The organism is Faecalibacterium sp. Marseille-Q4137, assembly GCF_017377535.1.
Lineage (GTDB): Bacteria > Bacillota > Clostridia > Oscillospirales > Ruminococcaceae > Faecalibacterium > Faecalibacterium duncaniae.
Genome location: NZ_JAFREK010000039.1, coordinates 1 through 25,781, shown reverse-complemented (window position 1 = coordinate 25,781; position 25,781 = coordinate 1). Strand labels below are relative to the sequence as shown.

The window sequence follows — 25,781 nt, the reverse complement described above, 5'->3', positions numbered from 1 at the left end:
AAATTTAATCTTACTGCATTCTCTGAACTTAGGATACTCATTAGAATGGGGGTTAAGATAACGATATAGATGCACTTCACCTTGCCCTCATACTGCGGCAACAGGGCTTTCAGTGCTTCAAGATTATCGCCATTATCGCCGTGGATGATCATGTTCTCACTGTCGTTGTTCTCGGTGTGCTGCCCCTGCTCATCAAAACTGTATTGCCGCTCCAGCACCCGGAAGGGAACTTCCTGATGATGGTTCACGACTTTATTTTTACCGATCCATTCCAAGGTTGGCATGGCGTTTTTCTCCAATCTAAAAATTTCAAGCTGCGGACAAAAAGGACGCATTGTTGTGGCAAGCAGGGCAAATTGGTACCAACTTGCAATTTTTGAATCGGATTTTTCAAATCCAAATTCAAAATGCTTGTTGAGCTGTGCCCAACCCCCTTTTGATCTGCATCGTACCGATGCAGGCTGCGCGTTTGTTCCAAACACTTCTATAACAAAAAAGACAGCCTAGGACTCTCCCACAAGGAAGATTCCTAGGCTGTCATCGTTTATCGGGACTGCGCTTTTTCGGTGGTGTTCTTTTCTTCTACAAAGAACAGTTCTACATTGCGTTGCGCACGAAAAAGTTCCTGCATCTCGTCTTTCGCTTTGCGGTAGTCCGGGTAAGCTACTTTCTTATCTGTCAGCAGCTTGGAATATTCTGCATCCAGTTCCTTGACCTTGGGGAGTTTTTTTAGATTGGCTTTATCGAAAGCCGTTTTTGCTGCCTTGTGCAGTGCGATCTCTGCACGATGGTTTTCCAGAAAACGCTTGCTATATCCGGCCTTGCGGTAGGCATCGTACACCGGGCGTGTTTTCGCATAGTTGACGATGTGCGTCCGCAGAACGGCAATCTCGGCCATGCGCGTTTCCGCCGCCTTGATGGAATCTCCCAGTTCGTGATAGCGGGTAGTGGCAGCGTCCACGCGTTCCTGCATTTCCTCGATGCTGCCGATTTTCTTTTCCTGTAAGAAAATCAGTGTCTTGGACATTTCTTTCAGATTGTACTTTTTCGCCCACCGCGCATAGCCGCCGCTCTTACCCTCGGCCAGCTTTGCTTGCACATCCACCAGAAGGTTGAACGGTTTCTCTTTCGGCTGTTGCTTCTGATGCGGACAATGTTCAGCTTTTCCGGCAATCACAGCTTTCAATTCTTCTTCGCTGTATCCTACGCCCAAAGTGCGGAACCGAATAAACCGTTTCTGCCGTGCGCCCTTGACGGAGGTGTATTTCCCGCGCTTGACTTCATAGTCCTGCTGCTCCAGCTTTTTCAAAAAATCATCGTAGTCGTTGGGCTTTTCGGTCAGAATGGTGTCGATCACGCTGCATAGGCGGTCACGATTGCTTTCTTTGGGTAGGTAGAGTGTGCGCTTTTGTCTTTCCCGGTAGGGCTTTTTCTCAATGATGGAGAGCTGATGCTCTAGGCAGATCAGGTCGCTCAGCCGCTGCACGGCCAGCCCGGACAATAAAAAATCCCGGAATTTCCGGGTACTGTCCAACGCGGTGGAGTTGTAGATAATGTGGTTGTGAATATGCTCCCGGTCCGTATGGGTGGCAACGATAAAAGCATATTTGCCTTTGGTAAAACGCATTGCCAGCTCGTAGCCCACCTTATTAGCTTCCTCTGCGGTGATCTCACCGGGCTTGAAAGACTGCCGAATCTGATAGGCGATCACATCACTTTTCTGTCTGCGCCCAGTGGTAAGTTCATACTGCCGCTTGGACAGCATAAATTCTTCGTCCACCGTTAGAGGGCTGCACTCGTAGCTGCTGACCAGTTCGCCCTGTTCGGTTTTCTCCGGGTTTTGTGCATAGTCCGTGCGGCTTTTTAAGCAGGCCGCAACCGATTTGCCTTTATTTTTGTGTAATGCTATCAATCGTGTTGCAGCCATCGAACTCCCCCTTTTTCTTAAAAATGAATTGGAATTGACTTCAAAATTTGGTACACTGATAAAAAGTATCTGTGAAAGGGATACGGTCACATGAAGAAGCACGGACACTATTGTAAAGTCTGCGGCGAGTATAAAGCAAATGAAAAGTTTTCGGGCAAAGGTCATGCAGCGCATATCTGCAAAAAGTGTGCCGCGCTGCCGCCTGATGTGCGTTCTGCACAGATGATTGAAAATAAGCTGCTTTCTCTGCCGTGGAGACTTTCAAAGGAGCAGATTAAGTGGCTGAACAATAAAGCCCACGACAAGCGGCAAGAGATTCGGGAACTGGCGCAGGAACAATTTAATATGCGGTTTCACCCGGAGCGTCTTGCACCAGACGATTCCGATGAATTTGAAGATTTACTGCTCGATGAGGATGATGACGAAGACGAGTGGTGATTTTTGTACAAATAAAGTTTATGTAACCCGCAGTGTTTGACTGCGGGCAAAGTTACAATTCGGTCAGCTTTGCAAGGATTTGCTTGCTGACTTCTACTAATTCGTCCAACCGGGTGCGCAAATCCTCCAAATCGGCAGTATAGACCTGACCGTTTTCATTGGCGACTTTGGCATACTGGTTCAAGTTATTACTGCACATTTGCAGGAGATAGGCCATGCGCCGCAGCTCTGGCAAATCGAGATGCAGACAGTAGCCATCCAGTGCCATCTTGCGCAGATAGGAACCGATGCTCAAAATACCGCTGGATTCCATCTTGCTCCAGATGCGTTCCAGTTCCTGCTTGCTGACCCGGAAATGGAGCTGCTGGTCGCGGCGGTCGCTCACCGGGCATCACCGTCCTTATCATAATAGCTGCGGAAAGGCTTCACCGGCTCCGGCTTGTCCGATTTTTCCTCCAGCGCCGCCAGCACTGAGGGGCGGCGAGGTGCATCCTCCGGTTCTTCCTCCTGTTCCGGCTCATGGCTCTTTTCGTCCACATCCAACTGGGCGTTCAGTTCCGCAAGGCGAGCGGACTTCTCTGCCAGTTCTTCCTCCTGCGGGAAGGGTTTCTCCACCTCGATTTGCGCCGCCGCCTGCTGCTGATGCAAGGTGGCCAGCTCGTTCTCGGCGGCAGTGATGCGCTCCGGGAAGTTGTTCAGGGAGTTATCCAGACGGATGATGTTGCCCAGAGGGTCAGTGCCCAAGGGCACCGTGTACTTCCGCTGCCCTTTCAAAAGTGCCTGATATTCACTGCGGAAAGTGTCGAACCGCAGGGACAGTTCAAAGCCCCGGTAGCTGCCGATGACTTTTTCTTCGGCGTTGGGCAGTTCGGAGCAGGCAAGGACCAGACGTTCACCGGCGGTCTTTTTCTCGTCGTAGGTCACGCCCTTGATGGTCATGCCGCAGAACTCCTCCTTGCCCTGCGGGTGGGCGGCGGCAAGCTGTGCATCGGCTTTCAGCCCGGCAATGTGGGCGTTCGTCTCCTGAATATCAGCCGGGAACTTGGTCAGCAGCTTGTCCTGCAAGCGGAATTTCTGGCTCTGGTGGTCGGCTTTTAGCACCTTCAGCTTTGCCACCTGCACATCCAAATCCATCTTCTCCTTGATGAGCGGATTTCCGGCGCACAATGCCTTGATCTCCGCATAGGAAAGCGCCTGCTCGTCCACATCCTCACAGGAGCGCACCGGGGATTTGCTGGTCATAATTTGGCTGATGAATCGCTGCTTATTCTCAAGGGTCTGAAAGAGGTACGAATCAAATGTCCCTTCCGTGACGTAGTTGAACACCTTGATTTCCTTATTCATATTGCCCTGCCGGATGATGCGACCGTTGCGCTGGGTCATGTCGCTGGGCTTCCAGCCGACATCCAGATGATGCACTGCCACAAGCCGGGACTGGACGTTGGTGCCCGCTCCCATTTTTGCAGTGCTTCCGAGCAAAACTCGCACATCGCCAGAGCGCACTTTGGAGAACAATGCCGCCTTTTTCGCTTCGGTGTCGGCGTTGTGGATGAACTCGATCTCGTTTTCCGGCACTCCGGCAGAAATCAGCTTTTTGCGAATGTCATCGTAGACGTTGAAATTGCCATCGTTCTTTGGTGTTGAGAGGTCACAGAACAAAAGTTGGGTCAGCTTCTGGTCTTTGCCTTCCTCCCAGATCTTCAGCACGTTCTGCACACAGACGTTCAGCTTGCTGTTGGGGTCATCGGGCAGCATGGGGTTCATCAGGCGAACGTCCAATCCAATCTTGCGCCCATCGTTGGTGACGCAGAGCATATTGTCCACGGACGCATCCACGATGCCGGAGTGGATTTCTGCCGCACGTTTGCTCAGTTCCTGCACCATTTCCTTTTGGATCTCTGAGGGTTTTGCCACCACCGTTTCAAACTTCGCTTCCGGCACAGGCAGGCGGAGCTGGTCGCTGGTCTTGATGTCCGCAACCTCCTTGAACATGGACATCAACTCCGGGAGGTTGAAAAACTTGGCGAACCGGGTGCGGGCACGGTAGCCGGTACCCTCCGGGGCAAGCTCAATGGCCGTGGTCGTCTCACCAAAGGTGGATGCCCAGCAGTCGAAGTGCGTCAGCTTTTTCTGCTGCAAGGTGCTGTACTGGAGGTACCGCATGACCGTGTACAACTCGGTCATGGAGTTGCTCACCGGGGTGCCGGTAGCGAACACCACGCCGCGGCCTCCGGTGATCTCGTCCAGATAGCGGCACTTGCCGAACATATCGCTGGATTTCTGGGCTTCGCTGGTGGATAATCCTGCGACATTCCGCATTTTTGTGGTCAAAAAGAATGTGCAGCACCCCTGCGGCTGCGAAGCAGTCCGCAGAGTAGTCTGCTTTGTTGTGATAGGTAACTTTTTGAAGTAATCTCCAAGTTTTCCCCCACCTCACGCCGGGCGTGCACCTTTCAGCGCACCCGGCGTACCATCAAATCGATTTACTTTCTTCCTTCAGATTTCAACACTTTGCGTCCTCACGGACATAAAGTGGCTGTAAATTTCACATTTTAAGTTTTTCGCGGTATTTCATAATTTTGCCTACCGTCTTTGCATTAAGCTCAGGCGGTATTGGACTGTTGTGAACCATGCGGTGGCATGGTTCACACAGCCAAACCAGATTCGGTACTTTATTGATTCTATCAAGTGGAAGCTTATTTTTAACATGGTGACAATGCTTTTGAAGCATGGGTGAGAAGGCATTTCCACAGCATTTACATTTTCCTTTGTCCCTGCTGTAAGCATATTCCCGGTTCATATAATACTCAAAATTCATCCTTCCCTTTGCGTACGCTGATATTGCAATATCGCTTGGGGAGTTAACGGATGGACGGTCACACGGAAGCGGCTTGTGCTTAGTACGGTAACTTACATATCGCCTACGCCCTTCCGCTGTGTACGGTGTCATTTTCTGGTCAAATGGCTTGGATTCATAGTGACTATGCGTGATGAACGCATAAGTTATACCAAACCAATTTCCTTCGACCCATACAGCAAATGTCTTACTGTCGTAGCCCTTGTGGCGGTCAGGAAGATTGCAGAGCACCTTCAGCGGCACCTGCATGGAGTTGTACCGTTTTGGGTACAGCTTTTTCCATACGGCCAGTGCCGCATTGTTTACTCTGCGGTCTATCGCATGGTAGGCATGAGCACAGATAGATGTCTGCAAGTACTGTGCCATACCCATAATGACAGAGTTAACGTACTGAATTTGCGCAGCCTGCACATTGACTTTTTGACAAAGTTCTATGCGGTGCACTTCTTCGAGCAGTTTCTTAGTCTTCTTTCCTAGCCGCTCCATATCCGGCAGCGGCTTTCCAACCAAATGGTTTGTCCATGTTGCCGGGTCAGGAGTTTTCCGTTTTCGTTCAGCCTTTACCACAAAGCCAAGAAAGTGTATACCGTTTGTCCGCAGGTCTGTTACATAGGTCTTTTCCTGCGACAAGTCGAGTTTCATTCTGTTCCGAAAATATTTTGTCAAAACACGTTTCAAGCGGAGTGCTTCCTTCTCCGTTGATGTCAGAATCACCCAATCATCGGCGTAGCGATAATTGTACTTTGGTGTTACGCCAGCCCATTTTAGTCGCCTCGTATCGTTGCCTTTGTGCTTGCACTGTCTGTGCGGTTCCATATACATACGACCAACATACCAATCGAAATCATTCAGATAGACATTGGATAAAAGCGGTGAAAGGATTCCACCCTGCGGTGTGCCAAGCTCTGTTGCATGAAATAGGTCATTTTCCATATATCCAGCTTTCAGCATCTGACTGATGATTTTCAGCACACGCTTGTCATGGATACCGATTCTCCAGAGCTTTTGGAGCAGCAGGCGGTGATTGATATTGTCGAAGCATCCCTTGATGTCGCCCTCAATTGCCCACACGGGTTGGTCAGGCGATTTGCATCCGGCATTTATGACATTGATGATACCCCGGATTGCGTGTTTCTGTGCCCGATAGGGGCGGAAACCGTAGCTTTGCGGATAAAATCTCGCTTCACAGATCGGCTCGATAATGATACACACGCACTCCTGTATGATCCTGTCCAATACAGTGGGGATACCCAGCGGTCTTTTCTTTCCGTTACTCTTTTCGATATATTCACGGCGGGCTGGCTTGGGTCGGTAGTTGCGAAAACACGATTGAATCAATAAAATAAGCTCATCTTTTGGCATTTGAAGGTATTTGTCCATTTTTATCTTATCCACGCCAGCAGTTTTGCTGCCTTTGTTGGACTTGATATTGTGGACGGCGGTTACAATGGTCACTTCATTTGCCATCGCTTCCACCAGACCGGTGAACGATACTCCTTGACCGGACTTCTCATAGAGAAAGTCCTGAATCCTTTTAAGTTCCGTTTCCGTTGAAAATCTGACGTTCAAATGCACAAGGTTTTCACCTCGCAGTTCGTCACCCATCTTTCAGGGAGTTATAGGATTTTCGTTTTGTGAAATTTACAAATCGATTTGACTCGTATCCTTCGCCATGGAATATTTCAATTCCGTATGACTGGCATTACCCAGCCCAGACTACTATGATACGGCTGACTTCCTGTTGCTTTCACTGCGCTGTAACGCTCCAACAACAGGCTCTCAAACGTTCCTTAATCTCTATCCTTGTTCTGAAACCCTTAGGCCGCTACCTTACACCGGGAAAATCTAACCATGCTTTGAACCACAGTTGCTGCATGATTCCTGATGGGGATTTCATCCCACAGGGCGTGTGCAGAAAAACCAGCCACACACACTTTTTCCAAGGGTCACCCTTTCGGATGCCGTTCGCTCTTACGATGCTGCATAGCTTTCCCTAACGGATAGCCATAGGTTTCGGAAGCCCGCACCATTATTATCCATGCCTCTTTGCAGAGGTTTAGGTTTTCAGGTTACGCCTTCACCACGCTCTGTACAATGCACACTTACAGGTGGCAACGCACAGTGGAGTATTAGCTCTCGTACTGTCTTGAATTTTGACCTATTCTCAGGAATTCTGTTCCTCGACATTGGTTCTGTACGGCAGAGGAATTTCACCTCTGATTTCGAGATTAAAGTTCTCTGTGATATTTTCTTATTGCTAAGTGCAATCACATGGTGCTTTTCGTCCTTGCTGTCAACAAGGGCTTATGCACAACGTTTCGCACGGTTCTTGTAAAAATGGCTCTCGTCCACAAAAAGCCTGTCAACGCCCAGTTGTTCAAAGGTAATTACATCGTCTTTACGCTCATCGGAGCGCAGTTTTTCCAGCTTGGTTTCCAGCGTTTTCCGGGTCTTTTCCATCTGCTTGATGGAGAAATTCTCACCTGCGTGGACTTTCAGCTCATTGATGGCGGCAAGCGTTTCATAAATTTGCTCCTGAATGATACGTTCCTGCCGCTCAAAGGACAGCGGGATGCGCTCAAACTGGCTATGCCCGATGATGACGGCATCGTAGTCCCCGGTGGCGATGCGGGCACAGAATTTTTTGCGGTTGGCAGTTTCAAAATCCTTGCGCCGTGCTACCAGCAGCTTGGCATTGGGGTAGAGGTTCAGAAACTCGCTTGCCCACTGCTCCGTCAGGTGATTGGGCACCACAAACAGCGATTTCTGGCACAGCCCCAGCCGTTTTGCTTCCATAGCGGATGCCGCCATTTCGTAGGTTTTGCCCGCGCCAACTTCGTGTGCAAGCAGCGTATTCCCGCCATAAAGCACATGAGCGATGGCGTTGCGCTGGTGCTCCCGGAGGGTGATCTCCGGGTTCATGCCGACAAAATGGATGTGGCTTCCGTCATACTCACGGGGGCGGGTAGAGTTGAACAGCTCGTTGTACTGCTTCACCAGCGCAATGCGCCGCTGGGGGTCCTGCCAGACCCAGTTGGCGAAAGCATCCTTGATGACCTGCTGTTTCTGCTGCGCCAGCATGGTCTCCCGTTTGTTCAGCACACGCTTGGGCTTGCCCTCGGCATCCTCGATGGTGTCATAGATGCGGACATCTTTCAGGTTGAGCGTTTCTTCCAGAATCTTATAGGCATTAGCACGGCTGGTGCCGTAGGTCTCGGAGGAGATAATATCGCCCCGCCCGGTGGCAGTTTTGCCCTCCACACGCCACTCTGCGGTATAAGGAGAATACCTCACCTTGACTGCATGGCGCAGATAGTAGGGGATCTGGAACGTCTCGGTCATAAACTTCTGAATAATGTCCGGGTTCAGCCATGTTGCGCCCAACCGCACATCAATTTCGGCGGCTTCCAGTTCTCTAGGCTGCGCCTTTTCCAATGCGGTGACATTGACAGCAAATTCCGGGTTCGTTTCGGCAGCAAACTGCGCCATCCGCAGCTTAGCACGAACATCACCGGACAGGTACTCGTCTGCCATCTGCCAGCCTGCTTCCGGGTCGGTAGGGTCGGCGGCAGGGTCTTTGAAGATCACACCGGACAACTCTGTGGTAATGCGCCCGTACTCACCGGGAGTGCCCAGCAGTTCTGCCATATAGGGCAAATCCACTTTGCCATGCTCACCAATAGATACCGCCAACGCTTCGCTGGGGGTGTCCACGCTGGTGACGGTGCGCTCCGGGCGAATGGTGCGCTTGGTGAACATCGCCGCCTTGCTCTTGAGCTGCCCCTGCTCGTCCAGATTTTCCAGCGAGCACAGCAGATAATACGAGGAATCCTGCTCAAACAGCCGCCCGTTTTTGCGGTCGTTCAGCAAGCCGTACTTTGCAGTAAAGGCATCGTAGGCGGCGTTCAAACGCTCCTGTGTTGCCTTGATGTCGGCATCTGGGTAATCCTCCAACTGTTGCTGAATCAGGTCATTGACGATCTGCCGCAGTTCCACCATGCCGGTGACACGCCCCTTGGCGGTGTCGGAAAGTTCCACCTGCGTCATCACGGAGTTTTCCCGGTAGAACACCTCACCGTCCACCACCGTGTAGGAGAAGTTTTTCACATCCGGGTCAGCCGGGAGAATATGCTTCTCGTTTTCGGCATCCGCAATATCTGGTGTTTCGACCTCGACTTCCGTGAACTGCCCCTCAATATGCTGGATGGCTTCTGCAAGCTGGTCCACCAGCACTGCGCCCTTGATGGGACGCACAGTGCATTCCTCCCGGCCATACTGGGTGCTTTCGGAAGTCAGTTCACCCAGCACCATCTCCGGGTGGTCTACAAAATAGCTGTTGATGGCAAAGCCATCTTCCGTTTTGCCAAGCTGCACCCAGTCCGGCTCATGGTCGATAGGGCGGTCACGTTTTTGGAGGAAAATAATGTCGCTGACGACTTCTGTTCCTGCGTTTGCTTTGAACGCAGTGTTCGGCAGACGGATAGCACCCAGCAGATCAGCACGTTCGGCAATGTGCTTGCGGGCAGAAGAATCTTTGCTGTCCAGCGTGTAGCGACTGGTGACGAATGCCACGATGCCGCCCGGACGCACTTGGTCGATGGCCTTGGCGAAGAAATAGTTGTGGATGCTGAAACCTAATTTGTTGTACGCCTTGTCGTTTACCCGGTACTGGCCAAAAGGAACATTGCCCACTGCAAGGTCATAGAAGTCGCGGCGGTCAGTGGTTTCAAAACCGGCAACTTTAATGTTGGCATCCGGGTAGAGCTTTTGGGCGATACGGCCTGTGACACTGTCCAACTCCACACCGTATAGGCGGCTGTCCTGCATGGTGTCCGGCAGCATACCAAAAAAGTTGCCGATGCCCATGCTCGGCTCCAGAATGTTGCCGTTGCGGAACCCCATTTTCTCGACTGCATCATAGATGGCGCGGATAACGGTAGGGCTGGTGTAGTGGGCGTTCAGAACGGAACTACGGGCAGCAACATATTCGTCCTCGGAAAGCAGACCTTTCAATTCGGAATATTCTTTTGCCCAGTTGCCCTTGTCTGGGTCAAAGACATCCGGCAGACCGCCCCAGCCGACATACTGCGAAAGAACCTGCTGTTCCTCGGCGGTGGCTCCACGATGCTCCTGCTCCAACTGGAACAGGGTGCGGATGGCTTCAACGTTCCGGGCATATTTTTGTTTTGCGCCGCCCTCGCCCAGATGATCGTCCGTGATGTGGAAGTTTCCGGCAGCTTCCGGCACAGGTTCGGCGTTCAGAGCTTTGTCTGCGGCAGCGGCATCCGAGAAAGTCTGCCATTCGCCGTTAACTTCCACAGAGGTGGGCAGCTTATCCAGTTCTTCATCGGAAAGTTCCGGCTCATCCTGCCGCAGTCCATCCTCGAACTGCTGCTTGTTCAGTACCTCATTGCTCCACGAATAGCCCTGTGCACTGGTGTCGATGCGCACATCGGTTTCGCCTACATAGCCAATAGTTCCCTCGATGGTTCGGGTTGGAAGGTCTACAACAACGGAATCACCGACATTGTAATCGGGAGTTTTTTCTGGAGCAGTATCAAGGGCTTCATCCTGCTGTTCGTACAGTTCCCGGACAACAGTCAGCGGCTCTTCCCGGAAAATCGGCATCCGGGCATCGGCCAGAGTCATATCCTGCAAGGAAACTTTGTCCTTGTCAAAATCCACGCTATCGACCCGAAATTTCCGGTCATCCATATTGATAACGGAGCCGATGGGCAGATAGTCCTCTTTGCGCAAGTGCTTGGTCTGGTGGTGAGTGCCATCCTCGTTTAACCCGGCAAGGTACACATCATTGCCCGCAGACCACAATTCTTTTGCTCTTTTTGCCCATAAGCTAGGGAGAAAGCCCGTGATTTGAACTTCGCCCAGTGCAGTGTTTCTCATGAACAAAGCACTGTTGATGATTTTTGCGACCTTGGCGGCATCTTCGCCATAGAACATAAAATTGCCGCCAGCTTCAAAACCAATGAGAGTGTCCGGGTACTGCTCTTTTAATGCAGTGTATTCGGCAGCACTGGTGTCGTTCAGTTCAAGGGGAAAGTCGATGATTCTTTTTTCTTTGTCGAACAGATAGCGGTCAGACTGAATCATCAGGTCGATATACTTTTCGACCTGATTCCAGCGAAGAAGAATTTTCTGGTGGTCTGGATAGTGTTCAAACGTCAAGCCCTTGCTGTCATGGTCAAGCCAGCCGCGACTTCCATCCAGATAGGTGTGCGAGGAGCCACCGGGTCCGTTTGGAGCATATTCTTTGGCAAGAGCTTTTGCCCGGAGGTTTCGGTCAGGCTGCAACTGATAAATTTTCCATATCCGAAGTTTGCTGTTTTCAAAGTTGGAGCCTCTCCGCAGAGCATTTTCAATGTCGGCCTGTGACAAAGAGAAAGCGGAGGGCGATTTTTCGCTCTCCGCTTGGTCGATGGATTCAATTTGTTTCGCTTCGGTAGGAATGTGGGTGTCGAAGAAACTTAGCTGTAAATCAGCTCGTTCATCACCAGTTCCTCGGCCTGTGCGTTCAGGCTGTTCATGTGCTGCACCCACTCCATCTGATGCTGCTCTTTGTTCGGAGCCGGATTCTGCTCCAGCAGCTTCTGCATGGTCTGCTGTATCCGGCTCTCCGCGCTCTGCTCCACTTCCAACAGGTGCGGATGCAGAGTTCCCGACAGGAGCATCGAGTTGTACAGTACCGGGCGATGCTTCATCAGGTAAGTCCGGCGCAGTCGCCCGTACTTGCCCAATGCTTTTTCCTGCTGGGGCAGGGTCAGGTTCGGAAGCAGATAATCTCCGACTTTCGAGTAGGTCACGTTCCTGCTGTTCATATTCATATTGGCTCCTTTCTACGTTACGACGGCGAATGGTCGTCTTTACAGTTCTTTCGATGCTGCGCAGCAGCTCACGGCTGCACTCGCTGACTGCGGTGCCCAGTGCATACACAGCGGCAGGAGTGGAAAAGGAGAAGATCGCCTGAAAATCGTCCCGGTCAAAATGACCTTCCGGCTCAAAGCCGCAGCGTTCGAGAACAGCATAGGTGATGCTGATTGCGGCGGCAGATTTGAACTGGAACTCCTGTCCGGCTTCATCATACCCCATCAGGAGAGAGCCGTCAACGATGTCGAGAATGTCACCGCTGTTGTTATCCCAATAGGAATCCACCAGCCTGCCGCAGATGTCCGCGATTTGCTGGCCGAGATTTTCCTGCTGAACACCGTACTCTCTGGCAAGCATTTCCGAAACAGGCTGAACCAGATCGGGGCCGAGCTGCCACACCTCCGGGTCACGAGAATTGCGGCGCACCCCGGTATCGCTCACATCAAAAACATAGTGCAGACGCGGCACACTGCTGGACTGGTCTAACAAGGCGATGCCTTTGGAGCCGCGCCGGACATAGCGATTCATGCGATCATTCCAGAGGTCGAAGCTGGCGCAGGCGGTGGCATCAGGCCGCTGGGCGTAAATCATGAGCTGGTCTGCATAGTTGTACTTGTACAGCCGGGATGCAGTGGTCAGGTAGTCCGTCCAGTTTTCCCAATACCGAGTCAGCTCTTTTGCCGTTTGCTGGGCAAGGTTGAGGTATTCTTGCGTTTTATTTGGCATGGCGTTCCTCCTTTCATTTTTTGTAAAAATAAAAAACGAGTGGTCGATACCACTCGCATACGAATATATTTTATTGAGGGAGTTTTGTTTGAACGATGTTGATTTTTAAGCCGTATGAATCTTTATAGTGTTTGAGTAATGAAAGATCTTCTTTATGCCACTCTTCGAGCATTTTAACGAGAGTATAATAATAGAGCCTGAGAATTTCCGAATATTCCGAAACACAACTAATAAGGCTAATGCTATTCTCGATACGGTTTATATATTGTTTTGAAAGTGTAGACCACTTTTTGTACTCTAATAATTGCTCTTTTTCAAAACGGACATCGTTAATAAGGCGATGATCTTTTTCAGAAAATGTTTGACTGACTAGTGGATAGCCTTTATGGGTAATATAATTTCTGAAATCGTGCATAAAAGATGCCAACTCATTTTTTCCAAACGTTTCACTTGTGAACGCGTTTATTTTTTCATTCACTGCTGTGCCGATGTAATATTCATTTCTGAGTGCATACCAGTGATCTCTTACTGCAAATGCTGACATCAAGAAATTTGAAAATTGTCGCTGAAGTTCGAGATTGGTTTCATGGCGTAGGGAATAATTTGCTGGTTCCTTAAGCATCACCACAAGAGCAGGGGTGTTTATCTTATCGTGCCATTTTCGGAAACTTACGGCATTGGCATTACACACTAAAATGGCATCTATAAATGAAGTCAAACGAATATTGACTTCATATCCAGGCAATTTTCTGATATCAATAGAGCCTTGTTTGGATTCGCGTTCTTCGTCAGTCATAGTATCCTCCATATAGATTGGCTATGAAATAGCTATATCATTTGAATTATACCATATTGTTTGCCATTACAAAAGAGGATATGTATGCCGCCAAGCGGCGGCAAAAATTTAGTCGAGCGGAAATTCCAACTCGGCAAATTCAGCATCGGTCATAAGTTTCAGCTTTTCAATGACCTGCTCGGACAATTCTCGCAGGGCGGTTTCATCGGGCATCAGGTAGCACTGCATGAGCCGCAGCTCCTGCATCAGCCCCAGCCGGGTGCCGGGATTGTAGAGGATCATCAGCATCAGTTCTTCACCATTAAAGTTCATGAGCATCCCTCGCTTTCCTGCACCCGATAGGGCTGCACTCCGGGGCATCGCATTTTTCTTTTGTGCCAGCAAGAGCAGCCAGCTTTTCCAGCGTAGAGTGCCGCTGGTTCAGCCCCAATTTTTCAGCTTCTGCGGCTCTGTCCATCACAAAATCATAATCCTGCAACAGCCGCCGACCTTTTTCCATGTGGTGCGCTTCCAGAATCTGCTCCCGGACTTCCTGAATCGTCAGTTCCGGGGCATCGACCTGACCGCCATCCATCACGGAGAAGTCGCTGTGGTAAATGGTGTAGTTCCAGCCCTCATCGGTAGATTGGATGGCAAGATAACCCTTGCCGCCCAATTCCCATGCGCCCTGTTCATCCTGTGTCTGAATCTCTGGGTAATAGTCGGCTCCATTGCGTTCCATCACCTCAGCAAACTGGCAGATGTGGAACACATTGCCCAGACCACCCATGTCAAAATGGTAATCGTCCAGATATTCCAGCCGTGACGTAAAACTACGGCCATCCGGGTAGTCCACCTGAATCACACCACCATCAGGAACGCGGTGAAGATCGTCGTAATAGCTGTTGATGAGCCGAATATCGGGCGGTATCGTTTCGGGTTCCCAGATACGCCGCCTGCCGATGCCAGCCTGCGGGATGGTTTCAAGGATTTTTACGCTTTCAAGTTGGATGGCCTTACGGTCATCGTCCGAAAGTTCAAACAGATACCAGTTCCGGGCAGCAGACATCATGTTCCTGCCATCCGGCGGCAGATTTTTTTCGGAGATCTGCCCGCTTTCCAGAGGTTCGCCCGTCACCTTATTATAGGTAGCAAAGCCGACACCTGCGCCGTTCTCCCGGAGGTGCAGATAGCGTTCATCATTGATGAGGTAGATTGCTTCCTTCTTCTGCTCCATCAGCGGCCACCCTCAAATTCCAGCGAAAACTTGCTGCGGCCATCGGCTTCGGTGGACAGCAGGACAGTAGCATTGTAGGTCTTGCCCTTGGAACTCTTACAGTCTTTCAGGCGCACTCGGCCATCCCGCAGCAGCCTGTTCGCTACATGAGCGTCCATCCGCTTGCCCAGCCGCTTAAAGAAAGCGTTATCTTTCCACAGCACGAAACGGCACTCGCGGTTCTCACAGAAATACCCCTTTTCACGCTCCACAACGGAATTGCCACAGTTCGGGCAGACACCAATCACTTTGTTTTTCATAAGCGCACTCGCTCCTTTCACGGCCTCGGTGGTGTTTACCAGCGAGGAGATCATATCGTTGATTTCAGTCATAAATGTTTCCGGCTCCATTTCGCCGCGCTCTACGCGCAGCAGTTTTGTTTCCCAGTCGGCGGTCATATCAGCGGACTGGATTTCTTCGGGCATCACCGTGATAAGGGCTTTGCCTTTGTCGGTGGGCAGCAGCACCTTTGTTTTCTTGTCGCCCTTGCGCTCCAGAAAGCCTTTCTGTACCAGCTTTTCGATGGTGGCGGCACGAGTGGCCGGAGTGCCGATGCCCTGACGCTCCACGCCTTCCGGCATACTGTCCGCACTGGCAGTTTCCATCGAGTGCAGGAGCGTATCTTCTGATACGTTTTGTCAAGGGTGTTTAAGAACTTTTTTCGCTGTCATTCAAAATCAGACGCTTGATTTTGTCGCTCATGGTTTCTTTGCTCGTTTCACTGAAATGAATTTTGACGCGGTAGGTGGTCTTTCCGATTTTCTTTATCATTACAGGTGGCGCGGCTTCCTTTACGGTCAGAGGGGAAGCGGTTGCGGGGGTGCTGCGGTTGCTGGTGTCGTTGTTCATAGGCTCTCCTTTCCATGAGAAAAGCCCCATGCGGTCATACATGGGGCGGTGGTTTTGAGGTTGAAGTGGCGAAGTGGCAAAGTGGCAAGGTATCTGGGTTTTGCCACTTGGATTTTGCCGTTTCACTTTTTAAGAGCGTGATACCATGCCGCGCCAATGCGCTTTGAGGTAATGCGCCCGTCAAGGTTTCTCTTTGCCGCCCGGACGGTACGGGCGGATATGCCCGCTTCTGTGGCGGCTTTCTCTATGTCCTCGCTGGCAAGCTCTTTCCCGTCTGCCAGTAAATCCAGTATCAGCCGTTCCGCCTGTTCGGTTTTGGTGGCGTTGTTGCCGCCCGCGCCGGACAGCAGCTCGTCGGCGGTGATGTCGTATTCGCCTATCCATTCAAAGCCCGTTTCCGGGTCAAGGCAAAAGGCTACGGGCTTCCCCTCCGGCGCAAGGGAAGATTTGTCGTGAATGACTACGCGCACATTCGGCTCGCGCTTCACGCGCCCAATGAGTAAGACGCTCCGCGCCGCCGCCCGGAAGTCGATAGAACCTAAACCGCGATAGGCTGATTGACCGCCCGCCGCTTTGTTCAAATGCCCGATAAGGATAACGGCGCACCCGGTACGCTCGGCAACTTCGGCAAGGCGGCGAAAGATAGGGCGCACTTCATTGGCGCGGTTCATGTCGGTTTTTTCGCCCATGTACGCCTGTATGGGGTCAAGGATAATCAGCCGCGCCCCGTTCTGCGTGATTGCCTTTTCTATGCGCTCATCGGAGAGGGTAAGCTCCCGCTTGGCTTCATCAATCACAAGCACCCGGTCAAGGTCTGCGGCGGCTTCTATCAAGCGTGGCTTGACGGTATCGCCCAGCCCGTCCTCGGCGGTCTGGTAAATTACTTGGAATGGCGGCAAGGGCTTCATTCCCGGCAGCGTTCCCCCGGTGGTGCAGGCGGCGGCAAGGCGTAGGGCAAAGGTGGTCTTGCCCTCGCCGGGATTGCCTTGCACAATGGTTACTTTCCCAAAGGGAATATACGGCTCCCATAGCCATTCAACGGTCTGTGTGTCCACCTCGCTCATACGGATAATCTCAACGGTTTCTTCCTGCGGCGGCTCTTTCAAGCCGTAAATCGCTTCCCGGATATACTTCCCGTCCGCGATTTCTCCCCGGCGCGTCTGCACCTCGTTCCAATCTTTGAAAAGGGGAATAAGACGGTGGACGGTCAAGCCCTCCGGCATAAGCTCCACAAGGCGGCTGCAAGCGTCGTTTCCGGCTTGGTCGCTGTCAAGGCAGAGGTAAACGGTCTTGATGTTCGGACGGTCAGAGAGGAAACGCAGCAGGGCTTTTTCTCCCACGCCGCCCAGTGCAAGGTAGCTTTGTTTCTGCCATTCCTTTTTGAACAGGCAGAGGAAAGATAAAAGGTCAATCGGGGCTTCAAAGACAAACAACCTTTCGCCCTCGCCACGGTAGCAGAAGTTAAAGGATTTGTCGCTGCCTTTCACATCAAGCCGAAAACTCCCGGCTGTGCCGCGCTGATGGGCGTATCGCGGTATGCCGCTTTCATCTCTGCCGACGAATACGGCGTTATGGTGGGCGGCTTCCTCGTAAATGTCGCCATTGGAAAGAAAAAAGCCCGTCACATCTTCATCAATGCGGCGGGCTGCTGTGAGGTAGTTCCTCGCTATGCGGTTGTCGGTGCTGCGGGGTGGCAGTCGGAAGTCGGATAGGGGCGCGGGGCAATGTCTGTCCGGCGGCGGGGCGGCTCCTTTTTCGCCTGTCAGCAGTTCAACGGCTTCGGTGAAGCTCTTGCCGAAAAACTCCATGACAAAATCAACGGGGCCGCCGCCCTTGCTCTGGCTGTGCCTGTACCATTTGTTTCCCCGGACGGTCAAGCTGTCGTGCCGTTTCCAACGGTATTCATTCCCGGCGCGGGTAAGCTGCTCGCCCTGTGATTGCAGGAAAGAAACAAGGTCGGCTTGGTTGGCGCGGTCTATCTGCTCTTGGGTGTAATACATGGTTAATACCTCTCTTTCTGTGGTTGAATTGTTCATAGTTTTGAAGTAAAATAAAGTCAACAAACTTGAATTTGACAAAGGAGTGTGATTGTATGAAAAGGCAACTGCAAGGTATAGCATTGATTTTAGTTAGTATCCTGCTGATGTTAGGATATGGCAATGTGGCTTTTTTTGATTTAAGTTTCAAATGGGCTTTAATCTTTTCAGTTATCGGCATTACTGGCGTTATAATGACATTTTTACCCGATAAGAAGTGAACACATTCCTTTGTCGGATGGGAATAGAGGACGGACAGGCAAATCAGCTTGCCCGTCCTTTTCTTTATCGCTCCTGTTCCTGCCGCTTGGTGTGGTTCTGTGTCTGCTCCGGCTGCTCGGCTTTCAGTGCAATATCAACGCACTTGCGTATCTTCTGAAGCTCGGCAACCTCGGCGCGGGTAGCTTTCAGTTTGGTGTAGTCGGTATCTCTCTGCTCTTTGAGGTCGGCGTATTCATGTTTCCATTTGGAGATAGGCAGCGTCTTTGTATCTGTCAGATTTGCATGGAGATAGCGGCTTGCTGCGTTCCATAGGGTCAGTTCGGCGCGGTGGGCTTCCTCATACTTATCCCGTTTGTTCGTCCAGCCGTTTTTCAGCTTTTTCAGTTCGGCATGAATGGGCTTATACTGCAAATAATTCTCGCCGTTCTCTATCAGCTTTTGCAGTTCTTTCATGCGCTGCTCGGCGGTTTTCATTCCCTCCCGGATTGAATAGGCTCTATCACTGACAGAGGAAAGGGCTGCGTCCAGCTCATCAAGATTAGAGATACCATGCTCGGAAAGATAGTTGACCGCCGCCGCTATGGTTTTCAGTTCTTCGGCTGCGTGCTGCTGTTGCCAACGCTGCGAATACTTCCGGCTCTTTTCTCTCTGAACGCTCAAATACTTCATCAGCAGATTTGCGAGGTCGGGAGATTGCGACGGCTGTTCTGGGGCGGTTTCCCGCGCTTTGAACAGGTCGGCAATCCATTCTTTGAGCTTCCCAATCTGCGCCCGGATTTCCCGGATAAGGCGGTTTGCCTTTTGGATATTTCGGTTCAGTTCGCCTTTCTCGGTGGCGATGCCTTTCTTCTCCATCTGGCAAGCCGCCACGCCCATGTGGACGGTGGGTATCTCGTCTATGCCGCGCTCGGCGTTGCTGCGGTGGTCGATACGCTCCGGGCTTCCGTTCCTCTCCAAAAAGTCGTTGGTATAGTCAGCCCACGCCTTGCGCCACAAGAGGGTGTTGTCCTTGTCGTTCCAGCCTGTAAGGTCAATTTTGTGCGTCTTGTATCTGCCGCTTGGCAAGCGGATACGCTCGCCGTTTTCATCAAGGTCATATTCCTTTTTGGATTTCGCTGTCCATGTGCCGCGCTCGTCAAGGGGGCGCATGGTAAGCATAATATGACAATGGGGGTTGCCGCTGTTGGTGTCGTGGATAACAAAATCCACACACATTCCTCTGGAAACAAATTGAGAGGAACAGTATTCCCGGACAAGCCGGATCTGTTTCTCTCTGGATAATTCTATGGGGAGTGCTGCGTCAATCTCACGCGCAAGCTGGGCGTTCCCGGCTTTCTCGTAAAGCTCCACGCTGTTCCACAAGGTTGAACGGTCAGCGAATGAGGGCGGTGCGTGGGGCGGCAGCATGATTTCTGTATGGACAACGCCGCCTTTGCGGGTGTAGTCATGGGTCATTCCGTCCCATTCGTTTGTCAGCTTTTCGCCGCTTCGGTAGGCGGCTGCGGCAACGGCTGATTTGCCTTTTCCTCGGCTCACAATGCCGATGTTCCAATGGTAAATGGCTATGGGTATCACCTCCCGGATAGGATAATAAAACCCGCAAAAATGGTACAGACGCCAACGGCGGGTGTACTGTTTTTGTGGGTGTGCAGGGATAGCCGTGAAGCGGCGCAAGGGGTGCAGCCCCTTGTTGCGGCAAAGCCGCCATATCGGAGCGCGGGGAAAGTTCCCTGTGCGGAGATAAGCCCTCGGCAGAGCGCACACGCCCGCAAGGGTGTATAAGTGCGCCCTTAGTGTCTAAGGGATTTATTCAGCGTCCCCGTTCTCGGCTCGTTTTTTCAGATATTCCCGTACCGGCTCACTCGTCAGTGCAAGCCTAAGAAGTGCTGCGGCTTCCTCGTCGCTCATGTTTTTTGCTTCCGGCACAATGCTTTCAAAGACTGCGCCCCGGACAATAAGGCGGTGGCTGCGCGTTCTGCATTCCTCTTTGGATAGCTTTTGACGCAACATCTTTTCCCGGTTCTCAAACTGCCGGATTTTCTTCTTTCCGTCCTCAATCTCGGCTTGCAACTCCTCGCGGGGTTTCTCTCTTGGCTTTGTCATGGTTGGGCGCTCCTTTCTGCTCATAAGCATAGAAAAAGGACAGTCGATTTTCTCGGCTGCCCTTGTAAAATAGAAAACTTATTTACTTTGCAAGAAGGTTTTGTTCGGATACTTTTTCATCAGAAGTATGGCTTGTTTGGGCGTGGGGCATATCAGTCTGAGTTTCCGTCAAAGTCTGTGTTATGATAGTGTTCATATAACCAGTATTTTCCCTCAAACTCAACGACAATGTTATCGCCGTACTGATAAACCGCAGCCCCTACAATATCATCATTTGCTTGGAAATTTTCTTTTGGTTCTTCCGAAGAACTAACTGTGTTTTCGATTTTTCCTAACAAATTGAAAGAACTTTTTTCATCTGCGAAGTTGGGTTGAGAGTCAACGATTTGATAAAGCGTATCATTTACATAGACCATAGGAGCAATATCTCCAGAAATGGGAACCAATGCCTTTAGCAAATCTTCTCCTGTTACACCTAATTGTGCTTCATCGCTTGCAAAAGGAATACGCAGCAGGTATTGTTGGTCTACTTCGTAAAGATATATATAAATGCCTGAGCCAACATCTTGTGTGTCACCTAAAAGAGAAAGAACATCTTCTCTTGTCATGGTCGGTGTTAGTTCTTTAATTTGCTCAGATGTTACCTGCGTCGGTGTATCGAGCGGTTCTTTGTTTTCTGGTATTAGACTAAGGATTTCTTCAGTCAACGGGTTACTTTCTCCTGCGTCAATCGTTTTTGCAGCTTCTTTTATTTCTTTATGAGAATAGTCGCTCAAATCTTCAACAGCAATGCCGAGAGAATTGAGATAATCAACCGCTGCATTATATTGAATTATATCAACGGCAAATGCGGTCAATGGTATCATCAAGCACAAGCAAGCTGCAATAGCCCCCCACTTTACCCAAATGGGCTTTTTGGCTTTCTTCTTGTAGTTGAGAGCTTCATCGACATATTTTGTGTCAAGCTCGCTCATAGCGTCGGAAAACTTCTTTGCATTCATACGAATACCTCTCTTTCAATCAAATATTGCTTCATCTTCTCGCGGATACGGGTCAGCCGGACAGAAATGTTTTTTTCTGAAAGCCCCATAAACTCGGCTATGTCCTTATAGCTGTCGGAAAACCAATAGCGGCGCATGAAAATAACGCGGTTTTCGGTAGTCAGCGTGTCTAAAAATGCTTCAATGATACGGGCTAACTCTTTGGCTTCGATTTCTGTTTCTACTGTATTCGGGGCTGCTATACAGGCTTCAATTTCTTCCAAAGCAATCGTGTAATGGCTGCTCCGTTTGGCTGCTTCCTTTCTCCAATAGATTTTGAGTGAAATGTTCCGAACGATTTTAACAAGATAAGATAGCAGCGGGTTAGGTCGTGCCGGGGGAATGGCGTTCCATGCGCCTAAATAAGCGTCGTTTACACATTCCTCCGCGTCTTGTCTGCTGCCTACGATATGGTAGGAAAGATTGTGGCAGACCTTTCCGTATTTTATATCCAGCTCTCGTATGCCTTGTTCTGAACGTCCAAAAAACATTTCTATGATTTTTTCGTCGTCTATCATCTCACCGCCTCCTTTCGGGCTTCACCTATGTACTACGGTTTCAGCGGCAAATACTACATCTAATCCGAAACTTTTTCAAAAAAATTATAGCACATCTTTTTGAATAGGGTGTGTCAAGTTGCCGGAATGTTTCTTTGCCGCTTTGCTGGCGGCGTTCCTCCGTTCCTCACTGTATGGGGCGGTCAGACGGAAAGAGAAACGCCCCTTTGCAATTTCAAACTCCATGCAGCCCGTTTCGGGGTCTGCGTCGGTCTGGCGGCACTGGTCGGGGTGCTGTCCGGAGTAGGCGGCAAGCCGCTTCTTTAAGTCGGTGTTGTGTGTGCGGATATGGATAAGGGGGTCTTTCTCGTCAAACCATATATCGGTGGTCTTTTCCTGTTTGGTAAGCCCTGTTCTCATGTAAGCTCCTTTCCATGCCCCTGTTACGCAATAGGGGCATTTTTCGGGTGTTTTTCCCGGCTCTTGACTTGGGGAAAATGAGGATTTTCAAATAGAAACCGCCCGGACAGGGAATGGTTCGTCGGGGCGGCTGTTATCGCAAGATTTCTGTTTTTTCCGGCTCTTGACCGTCAAACATAGATTAGCTCAAACTTGGCGATTTCCTCCGCTTGCGCCCTGCAAGCGTTCATCAGTCCCACCCATTTCATGGGGTCGGTAGCTTTGAGTGCTTCGGTAGCTCCCGCGCTCCTTGCAAGCTGCGGCATGATAAGGTCAATCCGGCTCCGGGCGGCTTCGTCAATCTCGGCGCAATGCTCATGCAGCTTCTCATTTGCGACAAGGGCGGTGTAGAGGTCGGGGCGGTACTGTTCAAGGTAGGCTTTCCGCAACCGCCCGTAATGCCCGATATACGGGCGCGGGGCGGCGGGGGTGTTGCCATTGTCAATGAGTATTCTCATGCTATGCGTTCTCCTTTCTCGGTGGAAGCAGCGGGTAATTCAAGAGCTTCCTGCTGTTCTTTCTCCCGTTCCTGTTGCTCTTTCCATTGTCTGCGCTTCTTCTCCATATAGCGGCGGTTATACTCGGCTTTCTTCGCCCTGCGTCGTTCCTGTTCCGCTAATGCTGCCTTTTCTTCCTCTGTTAGTTCAATTTCTTTGCGCGGGATTTCTACCTTGCCGATAAAGTTAAAGAAAATCTCGACTTCCTGTGTACGGCTTGCGCCTTTGCCCTCGGCTTGATGAACAAGGATTTTTTCAACAAACTCATTTATCATTGCGGGGGTGAGTTCGGAAAAATCCGTATATTTTTTGACAAGGGCAAGAAACTTCTCGGCATTGACGGTTTCCCTGCTTATGCGGTCAAGCTCCTGCTGGTCTTGTGTGATACTATCGGTCAAGCCCTCTAACTCGGCTTCAAAATCATGCAACATTTGTTCAAAGAGCTTGTCTGAAAGCCGCCCATTTACATTGTCCTCATAGAGCTTGCGAATTAAGCGGCTCAATTCGTCGGTGCGCTTTTCGCTGCGCTGTTTCCTCTGTCGGATAGCTTTAGCCGCTTTTGCCTGTCTGTCCTCGGAAGCGGAACAGACTTGCGCCATAAACTCGGCTTCGTTGTTCTGTGCATAGTCGCAAACTTCCTTTATCGCTTCAAGCAGTAATTCATTAACAACGGCAGTACGGATAAGGTGTGTGGTGCAATAATCATCAAAGTGTTGATTGCCTAAATCATAACGGGAACAGTTGTATTCGTCGCGGTCTGGACGTTTCTTTCCAGTTGGTCGCCCTGCCCAATCCCGCGCATTGCCAGCCTTGCCCCTGTGGTTATACATCTTCGCCCCGCAATCAGCACAGAACATCAAGCCTGTTAAGGGATTTGCTGTGCCTATGGTATCTGTCCTACGGATTGTCTTTCGCAAAGTCTGAACGCGCTCCCATGTTTCCTTGTCAATAATTGCTTCCTGCGTATTTTCAAAAATGACTAAATCCTCTTTGGGTGTCATTCTGGAACGTTTGTCTTTGTAGCTTTCTTTATAGGTGCGGAAGTTTACTGTATGCCCCATATACTCCGGCTTGGATAGAATATCGGCAACTGTGCCGCCACGCCATGTGTACCGTTCAGCGGGGTTAAAATTAGACTGATGTTTCCCCACGCCGCGCTGTGCAAGATAATAGGACGGTCTTTCAACCTTTTCCAAAGCAAGGATACGGGCAATTTCATACGGGCCTTTGCTCTCCAACGCCATGCGGTAAATCCGGCGTACTACCTCGGCGGCTTCCTCGTCGATAATCCAGTGGTCTTTGTCATTAGGGTCTTTCTTATAGCCATAAATACAATGGCTGTTTGTATGCTTGCCGGACATTCCTCTTGCGTGGAGAACGCTTGTTATTTTTCGGCTGCTATCACGCACATACCATTCGTTCATAATATTCAAAAACGGGGCAAACTCGCTGCTTTCGCGCTTGTCGCTGTCAACTCCGTTTGCTATGGCAATAAAACGGACGCCCCGCTCCTTGAACATGACTTCTGTGTAAAATCCCACTTGCAGATAATCTCTGCCGACACGACTTAAATCCTTTACCAGTACATAGCCGATTTCGCCGCTTTCAATTCCCGCAATCATGCGTTTCCAGTTCGGACGCTCGAAGTTTGCCCCAGACCAGCCGTCATCGGTAAAGTGGACGCAATTCGTAAAGCCATGTTCCCTTGCATAATCTTCAAGCAGTTTCTTTTGATTGATTATGCTGTTGCTGTCGCCTGTGAGGTCGTCGTCGCGGGAAAGACGCTCGTATAGTGCGGTTATCTTGCCGTTGTCCGTTTTCTTTGCTTTCATTGAAAAACTCTCCTTTCTATGGGCGATTTCTTATCCCCCTTTCACAGCATATAGCTTCGGTAAAATGCTTCGGAGGGGACGTTTGTCCCTCTTTCAGTTCTGCATTGAGAATGCCGCACTCACTTTCCTCCACCTGCGGCAGAGCAGTGAACTCCCTTTTGCGGTTCAGAATATCGGCCAGAACCTTGCGCTCCACCGCTTTCCAGCCTTCTTCCAGAATCTCTTTGCCCTTGGCTGTAAATTCTTCGCCTGCACATTCGGTGGTGAGCAGAGTTTCCAGATACCGGAAAGGTTTGCTGACTGCCATCAAGGTTCTGGCGATAATCAGCTTCAAAATGTTCCGTTCGCCCTTGGGCAGAGCATCCAAATCGGCTTGCAGCATACTACGAGTAGGCAGGATAGCGTGGTGGTCGGTGACTTTCTGCCGATTGACGGTGCGCCGCGTCCGGGGAACATCATCGTCGGCATCCTCGCTGACAAAGCCGAGAAAATCTTCCAATTCCTCGGCCAGCTCTTCCAGCATTTCCTCATCCTCGTCAGCAATATAGCAGCTATCGGTGCGCGGATAGGTGGTGAGCTGTTTTTCATAAAGCGACTGCACATAGTCCAACGTCTGCTGCGCACTGTATCCCAACAGGCGGTTGGCATCTCGCTGAAGGGTGGTCAGGTCGTACAGCGGCGGCGGATTCTCGGACTTTTCCTTGCGGGTGATGCGCTGGATCGTTGCCACCATCTCCTTTCGACAGGCTTCCAACAGGTTTTCAGCAACGGTTTTTTCAGGAATGCGGCGGCTGGATGCCGTGCAGCCGCTGGTCAGTTCCAGATCTACCGTGTAGAATTTCTCCGGCACAAAGGCAGCGATGGCGGCTTCCCGCACCACCGTCATGGCAAGTACTGGGGTCATAACACGCCCCACTGCCAAGGGCTGGTTGTACAGACACGAAAAAAGCCGAGACGCATTGATGCCGACCATCCAGTCGGCACGTTCCCGGCAGAGCGCTGCGTTGTACAGCGCATCGTATTCAGTTGACGGTTTGAGGTGGGCAAAGCCCTCCCGGATAGCATTTTCCTCCATGCTGGACAGCCACAGGCGGGAAAAGGGCTTTTTGCAGCCTGCTTGCTGATACACCAAACGGAAGATCAGTTCTCCCTCGCGCCCTGCGTCCGTAGCACAGATCACGCTGTCCACATCCGGGCGGTTCATCAGGTCTTTCAGGATACCAAACTGCTTTTTGGTGGATGCAGACACAAGATACTGCCACTTTTGCGGCAGGATGGGCAAATCTGCAATGCTCCACTTAACATACTTGGCATCGTAGACATTAGGCGGAGCCAGTTCCACCAGATGACCAACGCACCAGC

General features: G+C 50.8%; 21 protein-coding genes and 3 pseudogenes. 3 read left to right on the top strand and 21 right to left on the bottom strand.

From position 1 onward, the window contains the following. Both J3353_RS13090 and J3353_RS13085 read right to left on the bottom strand, forming a co-directional pair. Positions 1-284 (bottom strand): annotated as a pseudogene (locus tag J3353_RS13090) (hypothetical protein); the annotation flags it as partial. Positions 285-544: 260 nt separating this feature from the next. Then, positions 545-1,927, bottom strand: coding sequence for a relaxase/mobilization nuclease domain-containing protein (locus J3353_RS13085; RefSeq protein WP_207685014.1), 1,383 nt, complete (start codon positions 1,925-1,927; stop codon positions 545-547). Positions 1,928-2,017: 90 nt separating this feature from the next. Here J3353_RS13085 and J3353_RS13080 point away from each other — a divergent pair, with 90 nt between their 5' ends. Further along, positions 2,018-2,365, top strand: a complete 348-nt coding sequence (locus J3353_RS13080) for a hypothetical protein (RefSeq protein ID WP_207685013.1) — start codon at positions 2,018-2,020, stop codon at positions 2,363-2,365. A 52-nt stretch (positions 2,366-2,417) separates the two neighbouring features. Here J3353_RS13080 and mobC read toward each other — a convergent pair whose 3' ends face one another. The 5 genes from mobC to J3353_RS16370 all read right to left on the bottom strand — a co-directional run bounded on the left by mobC (position 2,418) and on the right by J3353_RS16370 (position 12,064). Next, positions 2,418-2,750, bottom strand: coding sequence for a plasmid mobilization relaxosome protein MobC (gene mobC / locus J3353_RS13075; protein WP_370569207.1), 333 nt, complete (start codon positions 2,748-2,750; stop codon positions 2,418-2,420). Further along, positions 2,747-4,696, bottom strand: coding sequence for a helicase-related protein (locus J3353_RS13070; RefSeq protein ID WP_242700969.1), 1,950 nt, complete (start codon positions 4,694-4,696; stop codon positions 2,747-2,749). The genes mobC and J3353_RS13070 overlap by 4 nt, the downstream gene beginning before the upstream one ends. Positions 4,697-4,910: 214 nt before the next feature. Continuing rightward, entirely contained in the window at positions 4,911-6,827 is a 1,917-nt protein-coding gene (ltrA, locus tag J3353_RS13065; protein WP_242700968.1) for a group II intron reverse transcriptase/maturase, read from the bottom strand. Between the two features lie 699 nt (positions 6,828-7,526). Beyond that, a complete protein-coding gene (locus tag J3353_RS13060; RefSeq protein WP_242700971.1) occupies positions 7,527-11,333 on the bottom strand; it encodes a DEAD/DEAH box helicase family protein in 3,807 nt (1,268 codons plus the stop codon). A gap of 374 nt (positions 11,334-11,707) precedes the next feature. Continuing rightward, complete coding sequence (locus J3353_RS16370) at positions 11,708-12,064, bottom strand: TnpV protein (protein WP_242700967.1); 357 nt, start codon at positions 12,062-12,064, stop codon at positions 11,708-11,710. Position 12,065: 1 nt separating this feature from the next. On the opposite strand from J3353_RS16370, the gene J3353_RS16365 reads away from it, so the two are divergent. Then, complete coding sequence (locus tag J3353_RS16365) at positions 12,066-12,593, top strand: hypothetical protein (protein WP_242700966.1); 528 nt, start codon at positions 12,066-12,068, stop codon at positions 12,591-12,593. Positions 12,594-12,903: 310 nt separating this feature from the next. Here the strand turns inward: J3353_RS16365 and J3353_RS13055 are convergent, their stop codons facing one another. The 6 genes and pseudogenes from J3353_RS13055 to J3353_RS13030 all read right to left on the bottom strand — a co-directional run bounded on the left by J3353_RS13055 (position 12,904) and on the right by J3353_RS13030 (position 17,733). After that, a complete protein-coding gene (locus tag J3353_RS13055; RefSeq protein ID WP_117527358.1) occupies positions 12,904-13,629 on the bottom strand; it encodes a hypothetical protein in 726 nt (241 codons plus the stop codon). A 108-nt stretch (positions 13,630-13,737) separates the two neighbouring features. Then, complete coding sequence (locus tag J3353_RS13050; protein ID WP_117527438.1) at positions 13,738-13,941, bottom strand: transposon-transfer assisting family protein; 204 nt, start codon at positions 13,939-13,941, stop codon at positions 13,738-13,740. Continuing rightward, positions 13,931-14,845, bottom strand: coding sequence for an LPD16 domain-containing protein (locus J3353_RS13045; RefSeq protein WP_181967342.1), 915 nt, complete (start codon positions 14,843-14,845; stop codon positions 13,931-13,933). The genes J3353_RS13050 and J3353_RS13045 overlap by 11 nt, the downstream gene beginning before the upstream one ends. After that, positions 14,845-15,504: pseudogene (locus J3353_RS13040) on the bottom strand (DNA topoisomerase); the annotation flags it as partial. The gene J3353_RS13045 and the pseudogene J3353_RS13040, both read right to left, overlap by 1 nt. Positions 15,505-15,532: 28 nt before the next feature. Further along, positions 15,533-15,733: a transposon-encoded TnpW family protein gene (locus J3353_RS13035; protein WP_022473970.1), complete on the bottom strand. Its 201-nt coding sequence runs from the start codon at positions 15,731-15,733 to the stop codon at positions 15,533-15,535. A gap of 122 nt (positions 15,734-15,855) precedes the next feature. Continuing rightward, a complete protein-coding gene (locus tag J3353_RS13030) occupies positions 15,856-17,733 on the bottom strand; it encodes an AAA family ATPase (RefSeq protein ID WP_207685010.1) in 1,878 nt (625 codons plus the stop codon). A 92-nt stretch (positions 17,734-17,825) separates the two neighbouring features. Between J3353_RS13030 and J3353_RS13025 the strand changes: the two genes are divergently transcribed. Continuing rightward, positions 17,826-17,990 (top strand): hypothetical protein, encoded by a 165-nt coding sequence (locus J3353_RS13025; RefSeq protein WP_158538937.1) that lies wholly within the window; start codon positions 17,826-17,828, stop codon positions 17,988-17,990. A 64-nt stretch (positions 17,991-18,054) separates the two neighbouring features. On the opposite strand, the gene mobQ is transcribed toward J3353_RS13025, so the two are convergent. The 8 genes and pseudogenes from mobQ to J3353_RS12985 form a co-directional block, all read right to left on the bottom strand. Continuing rightward, complete coding sequence (gene mobQ, locus J3353_RS13020; protein ID WP_207685015.1) at positions 18,055-19,566, bottom strand: MobQ family relaxase; 1,512 nt, start codon at positions 19,564-19,566, stop codon at positions 18,055-18,057. Positions 19,567-19,797: 231 nt separating this feature from the next. After that, positions 19,798-20,094, bottom strand: a complete 297-nt coding sequence (locus J3353_RS13015; RefSeq protein ID WP_207685009.1) for a DUF3847 domain-containing protein — start codon at positions 20,092-20,094, stop codon at positions 19,798-19,800. Positions 20,095-20,246: 152 nt separating this feature from the next. Beyond that, entirely contained in the window at positions 20,247-21,095 is an 849-nt protein-coding gene (locus J3353_RS13010; RefSeq protein WP_007887193.1) for a hypothetical protein, read from the bottom strand. After that, positions 21,092-21,652 carry an RNA polymerase sigma factor gene (locus J3353_RS13005; RefSeq protein ID WP_207685008.1) on the bottom strand — a complete coding sequence of 187 codons (561 nt, stop codon included), beginning with the start codon at positions 21,650-21,652 and terminating at the stop codon, positions 21,092-21,094. The genes J3353_RS13010 and J3353_RS13005 overlap by 4 nt, the downstream gene beginning before the upstream one ends. Before the next feature lie 84 nt (positions 21,653-21,736). After that, complete coding sequence (locus J3353_RS13000; RefSeq protein ID WP_007887200.1) at positions 21,737-22,051, bottom strand: hypothetical protein; 315 nt, start codon at positions 22,049-22,051, stop codon at positions 21,737-21,739. A 170-nt stretch (positions 22,052-22,221) separates the two neighbouring features. Next, positions 22,222-22,548, bottom strand: a complete 327-nt coding sequence (locus J3353_RS12995) for a TnpV protein (RefSeq protein WP_055185910.1) — start codon at positions 22,546-22,548, stop codon at positions 22,222-22,224. Further along, a complete protein-coding gene (locus tag J3353_RS12990; protein ID WP_207685007.1) occupies positions 22,545-24,419 on the bottom strand; it encodes a recombinase family protein in 1,875 nt (624 codons plus the stop codon). The genes J3353_RS12995 and J3353_RS12990 overlap by 4 nt, the downstream gene beginning before the upstream one ends. A gap of 55 nt (positions 24,420-24,474) precedes the next feature. Beyond that, positions 24,475-25,781 (bottom strand): annotated as a pseudogene (locus J3353_RS12985) (DNA topoisomerase); the annotation flags it as partial.

What these genes read in the sequence shown, in the direction of transcription:
- J3353_RS12995 (WP_055185910.1), bottom strand. Translation starts at nt 22,548, where the DNA reads ATGAGAATACTCATTGACAATGGCAACACCCCCGCCGCCCCGCGCCCG.
- J3353_RS13010 (WP_007887193.1), bottom strand. Translation starts at nt 21,095, where the DNA reads ATGAATGCAAAGAAGTTTTCCGACGCTATGAGCGAGCTTGACACAAAA.
- J3353_RS13060 (WP_242700971.1), bottom strand. Translation starts at nt 11,333, where the DNA reads ATGATTCAGTCTGACCGCTATCTGTTCGACAAAGAAAAAAGAATCATC.
- J3353_RS13085 (WP_207685014.1), bottom strand. Translation starts at nt 1,927, where the DNA reads ATGGCTGCAACACGATTGATAGCATTACACAAAAATAAAGGCAAATCG.
- J3353_RS13050 (WP_117527438.1), bottom strand. Translation starts at nt 13,941, where the DNA reads ATGAACTTTAATGGTGAAGAACTGATGCTGATGATCCTCTACAATCCC.
- J3353_RS13000 (WP_007887200.1), bottom strand. Translation starts at nt 22,051, where the DNA reads ATGAGAACAGGGCTTACCAAACAGGAAAAGACCACCGATATATGGTTT.
- J3353_RS13030 (WP_207685010.1), bottom strand. Translation starts at nt 17,733, where the DNA reads ATGTATTACACCCAAGAGCAGATAGACCGCGCCAACCAAGCCGACCTT.
- J3353_RS12990 (WP_207685007.1), bottom strand. Translation starts at nt 24,419, where the DNA reads ATGAAAGCAAAGAAAACGGACAACGGCAAGATAACCGCACTATACGAG.
- J3353_RS13035 (WP_022473970.1), bottom strand. Translation starts at nt 15,733, where the DNA reads ATGAACAACGACACCAGCAACCGCAGCACCCCCGCAACCGCTTCCCCT.
- J3353_RS13025 (WP_158538937.1), top strand. Translation starts at nt 17,826, where the DNA reads ATGAAAAGGCAACTGCAAGGTATAGCATTGATTTTAGTTAGTATCCTG.
- ltrA (WP_242700968.1), bottom strand. Translation starts at nt 6,827, where the DNA reads ATGGGTGACGAACTGCGAGGTGAAAACCTTGTGCATTTGAACGTCAGA.
- J3353_RS13080 (WP_207685013.1), top strand. Translation starts at nt 2,018, where the DNA reads ATGAAGAAGCACGGACACTATTGTAAAGTCTGCGGCGAGTATAAAGCA.
- J3353_RS13005 (WP_207685008.1), bottom strand. Translation starts at nt 21,652, where the DNA reads ATGATAGACGACGAAAAAATCATAGAAATGTTTTTTGGACGTTCAGAA.
- J3353_RS13045 (WP_181967342.1), bottom strand. Translation starts at nt 14,845, where the DNA reads ATGGAGCAGAAGAAGGAAGCAATCTACCTCATCAATGATGAACGCTAT.
- J3353_RS13015 (WP_207685009.1), bottom strand. Translation starts at nt 20,094, where the DNA reads ATGACAAAGCCAAGAGAGAAACCCCGCGAGGAGTTGCAAGCCGAGATT.
- J3353_RS13055 (WP_117527358.1), bottom strand. Translation starts at nt 13,629, where the DNA reads ATGACTGACGAAGAACGCGAATCCAAACAAGGCTCTATTGATATCAGA.
- J3353_RS16370 (WP_242700967.1), bottom strand. Translation starts at nt 12,064, where the DNA reads ATGAATATGAACAGCAGGAACGTGACCTACTCGAAAGTCGGAGATTAT.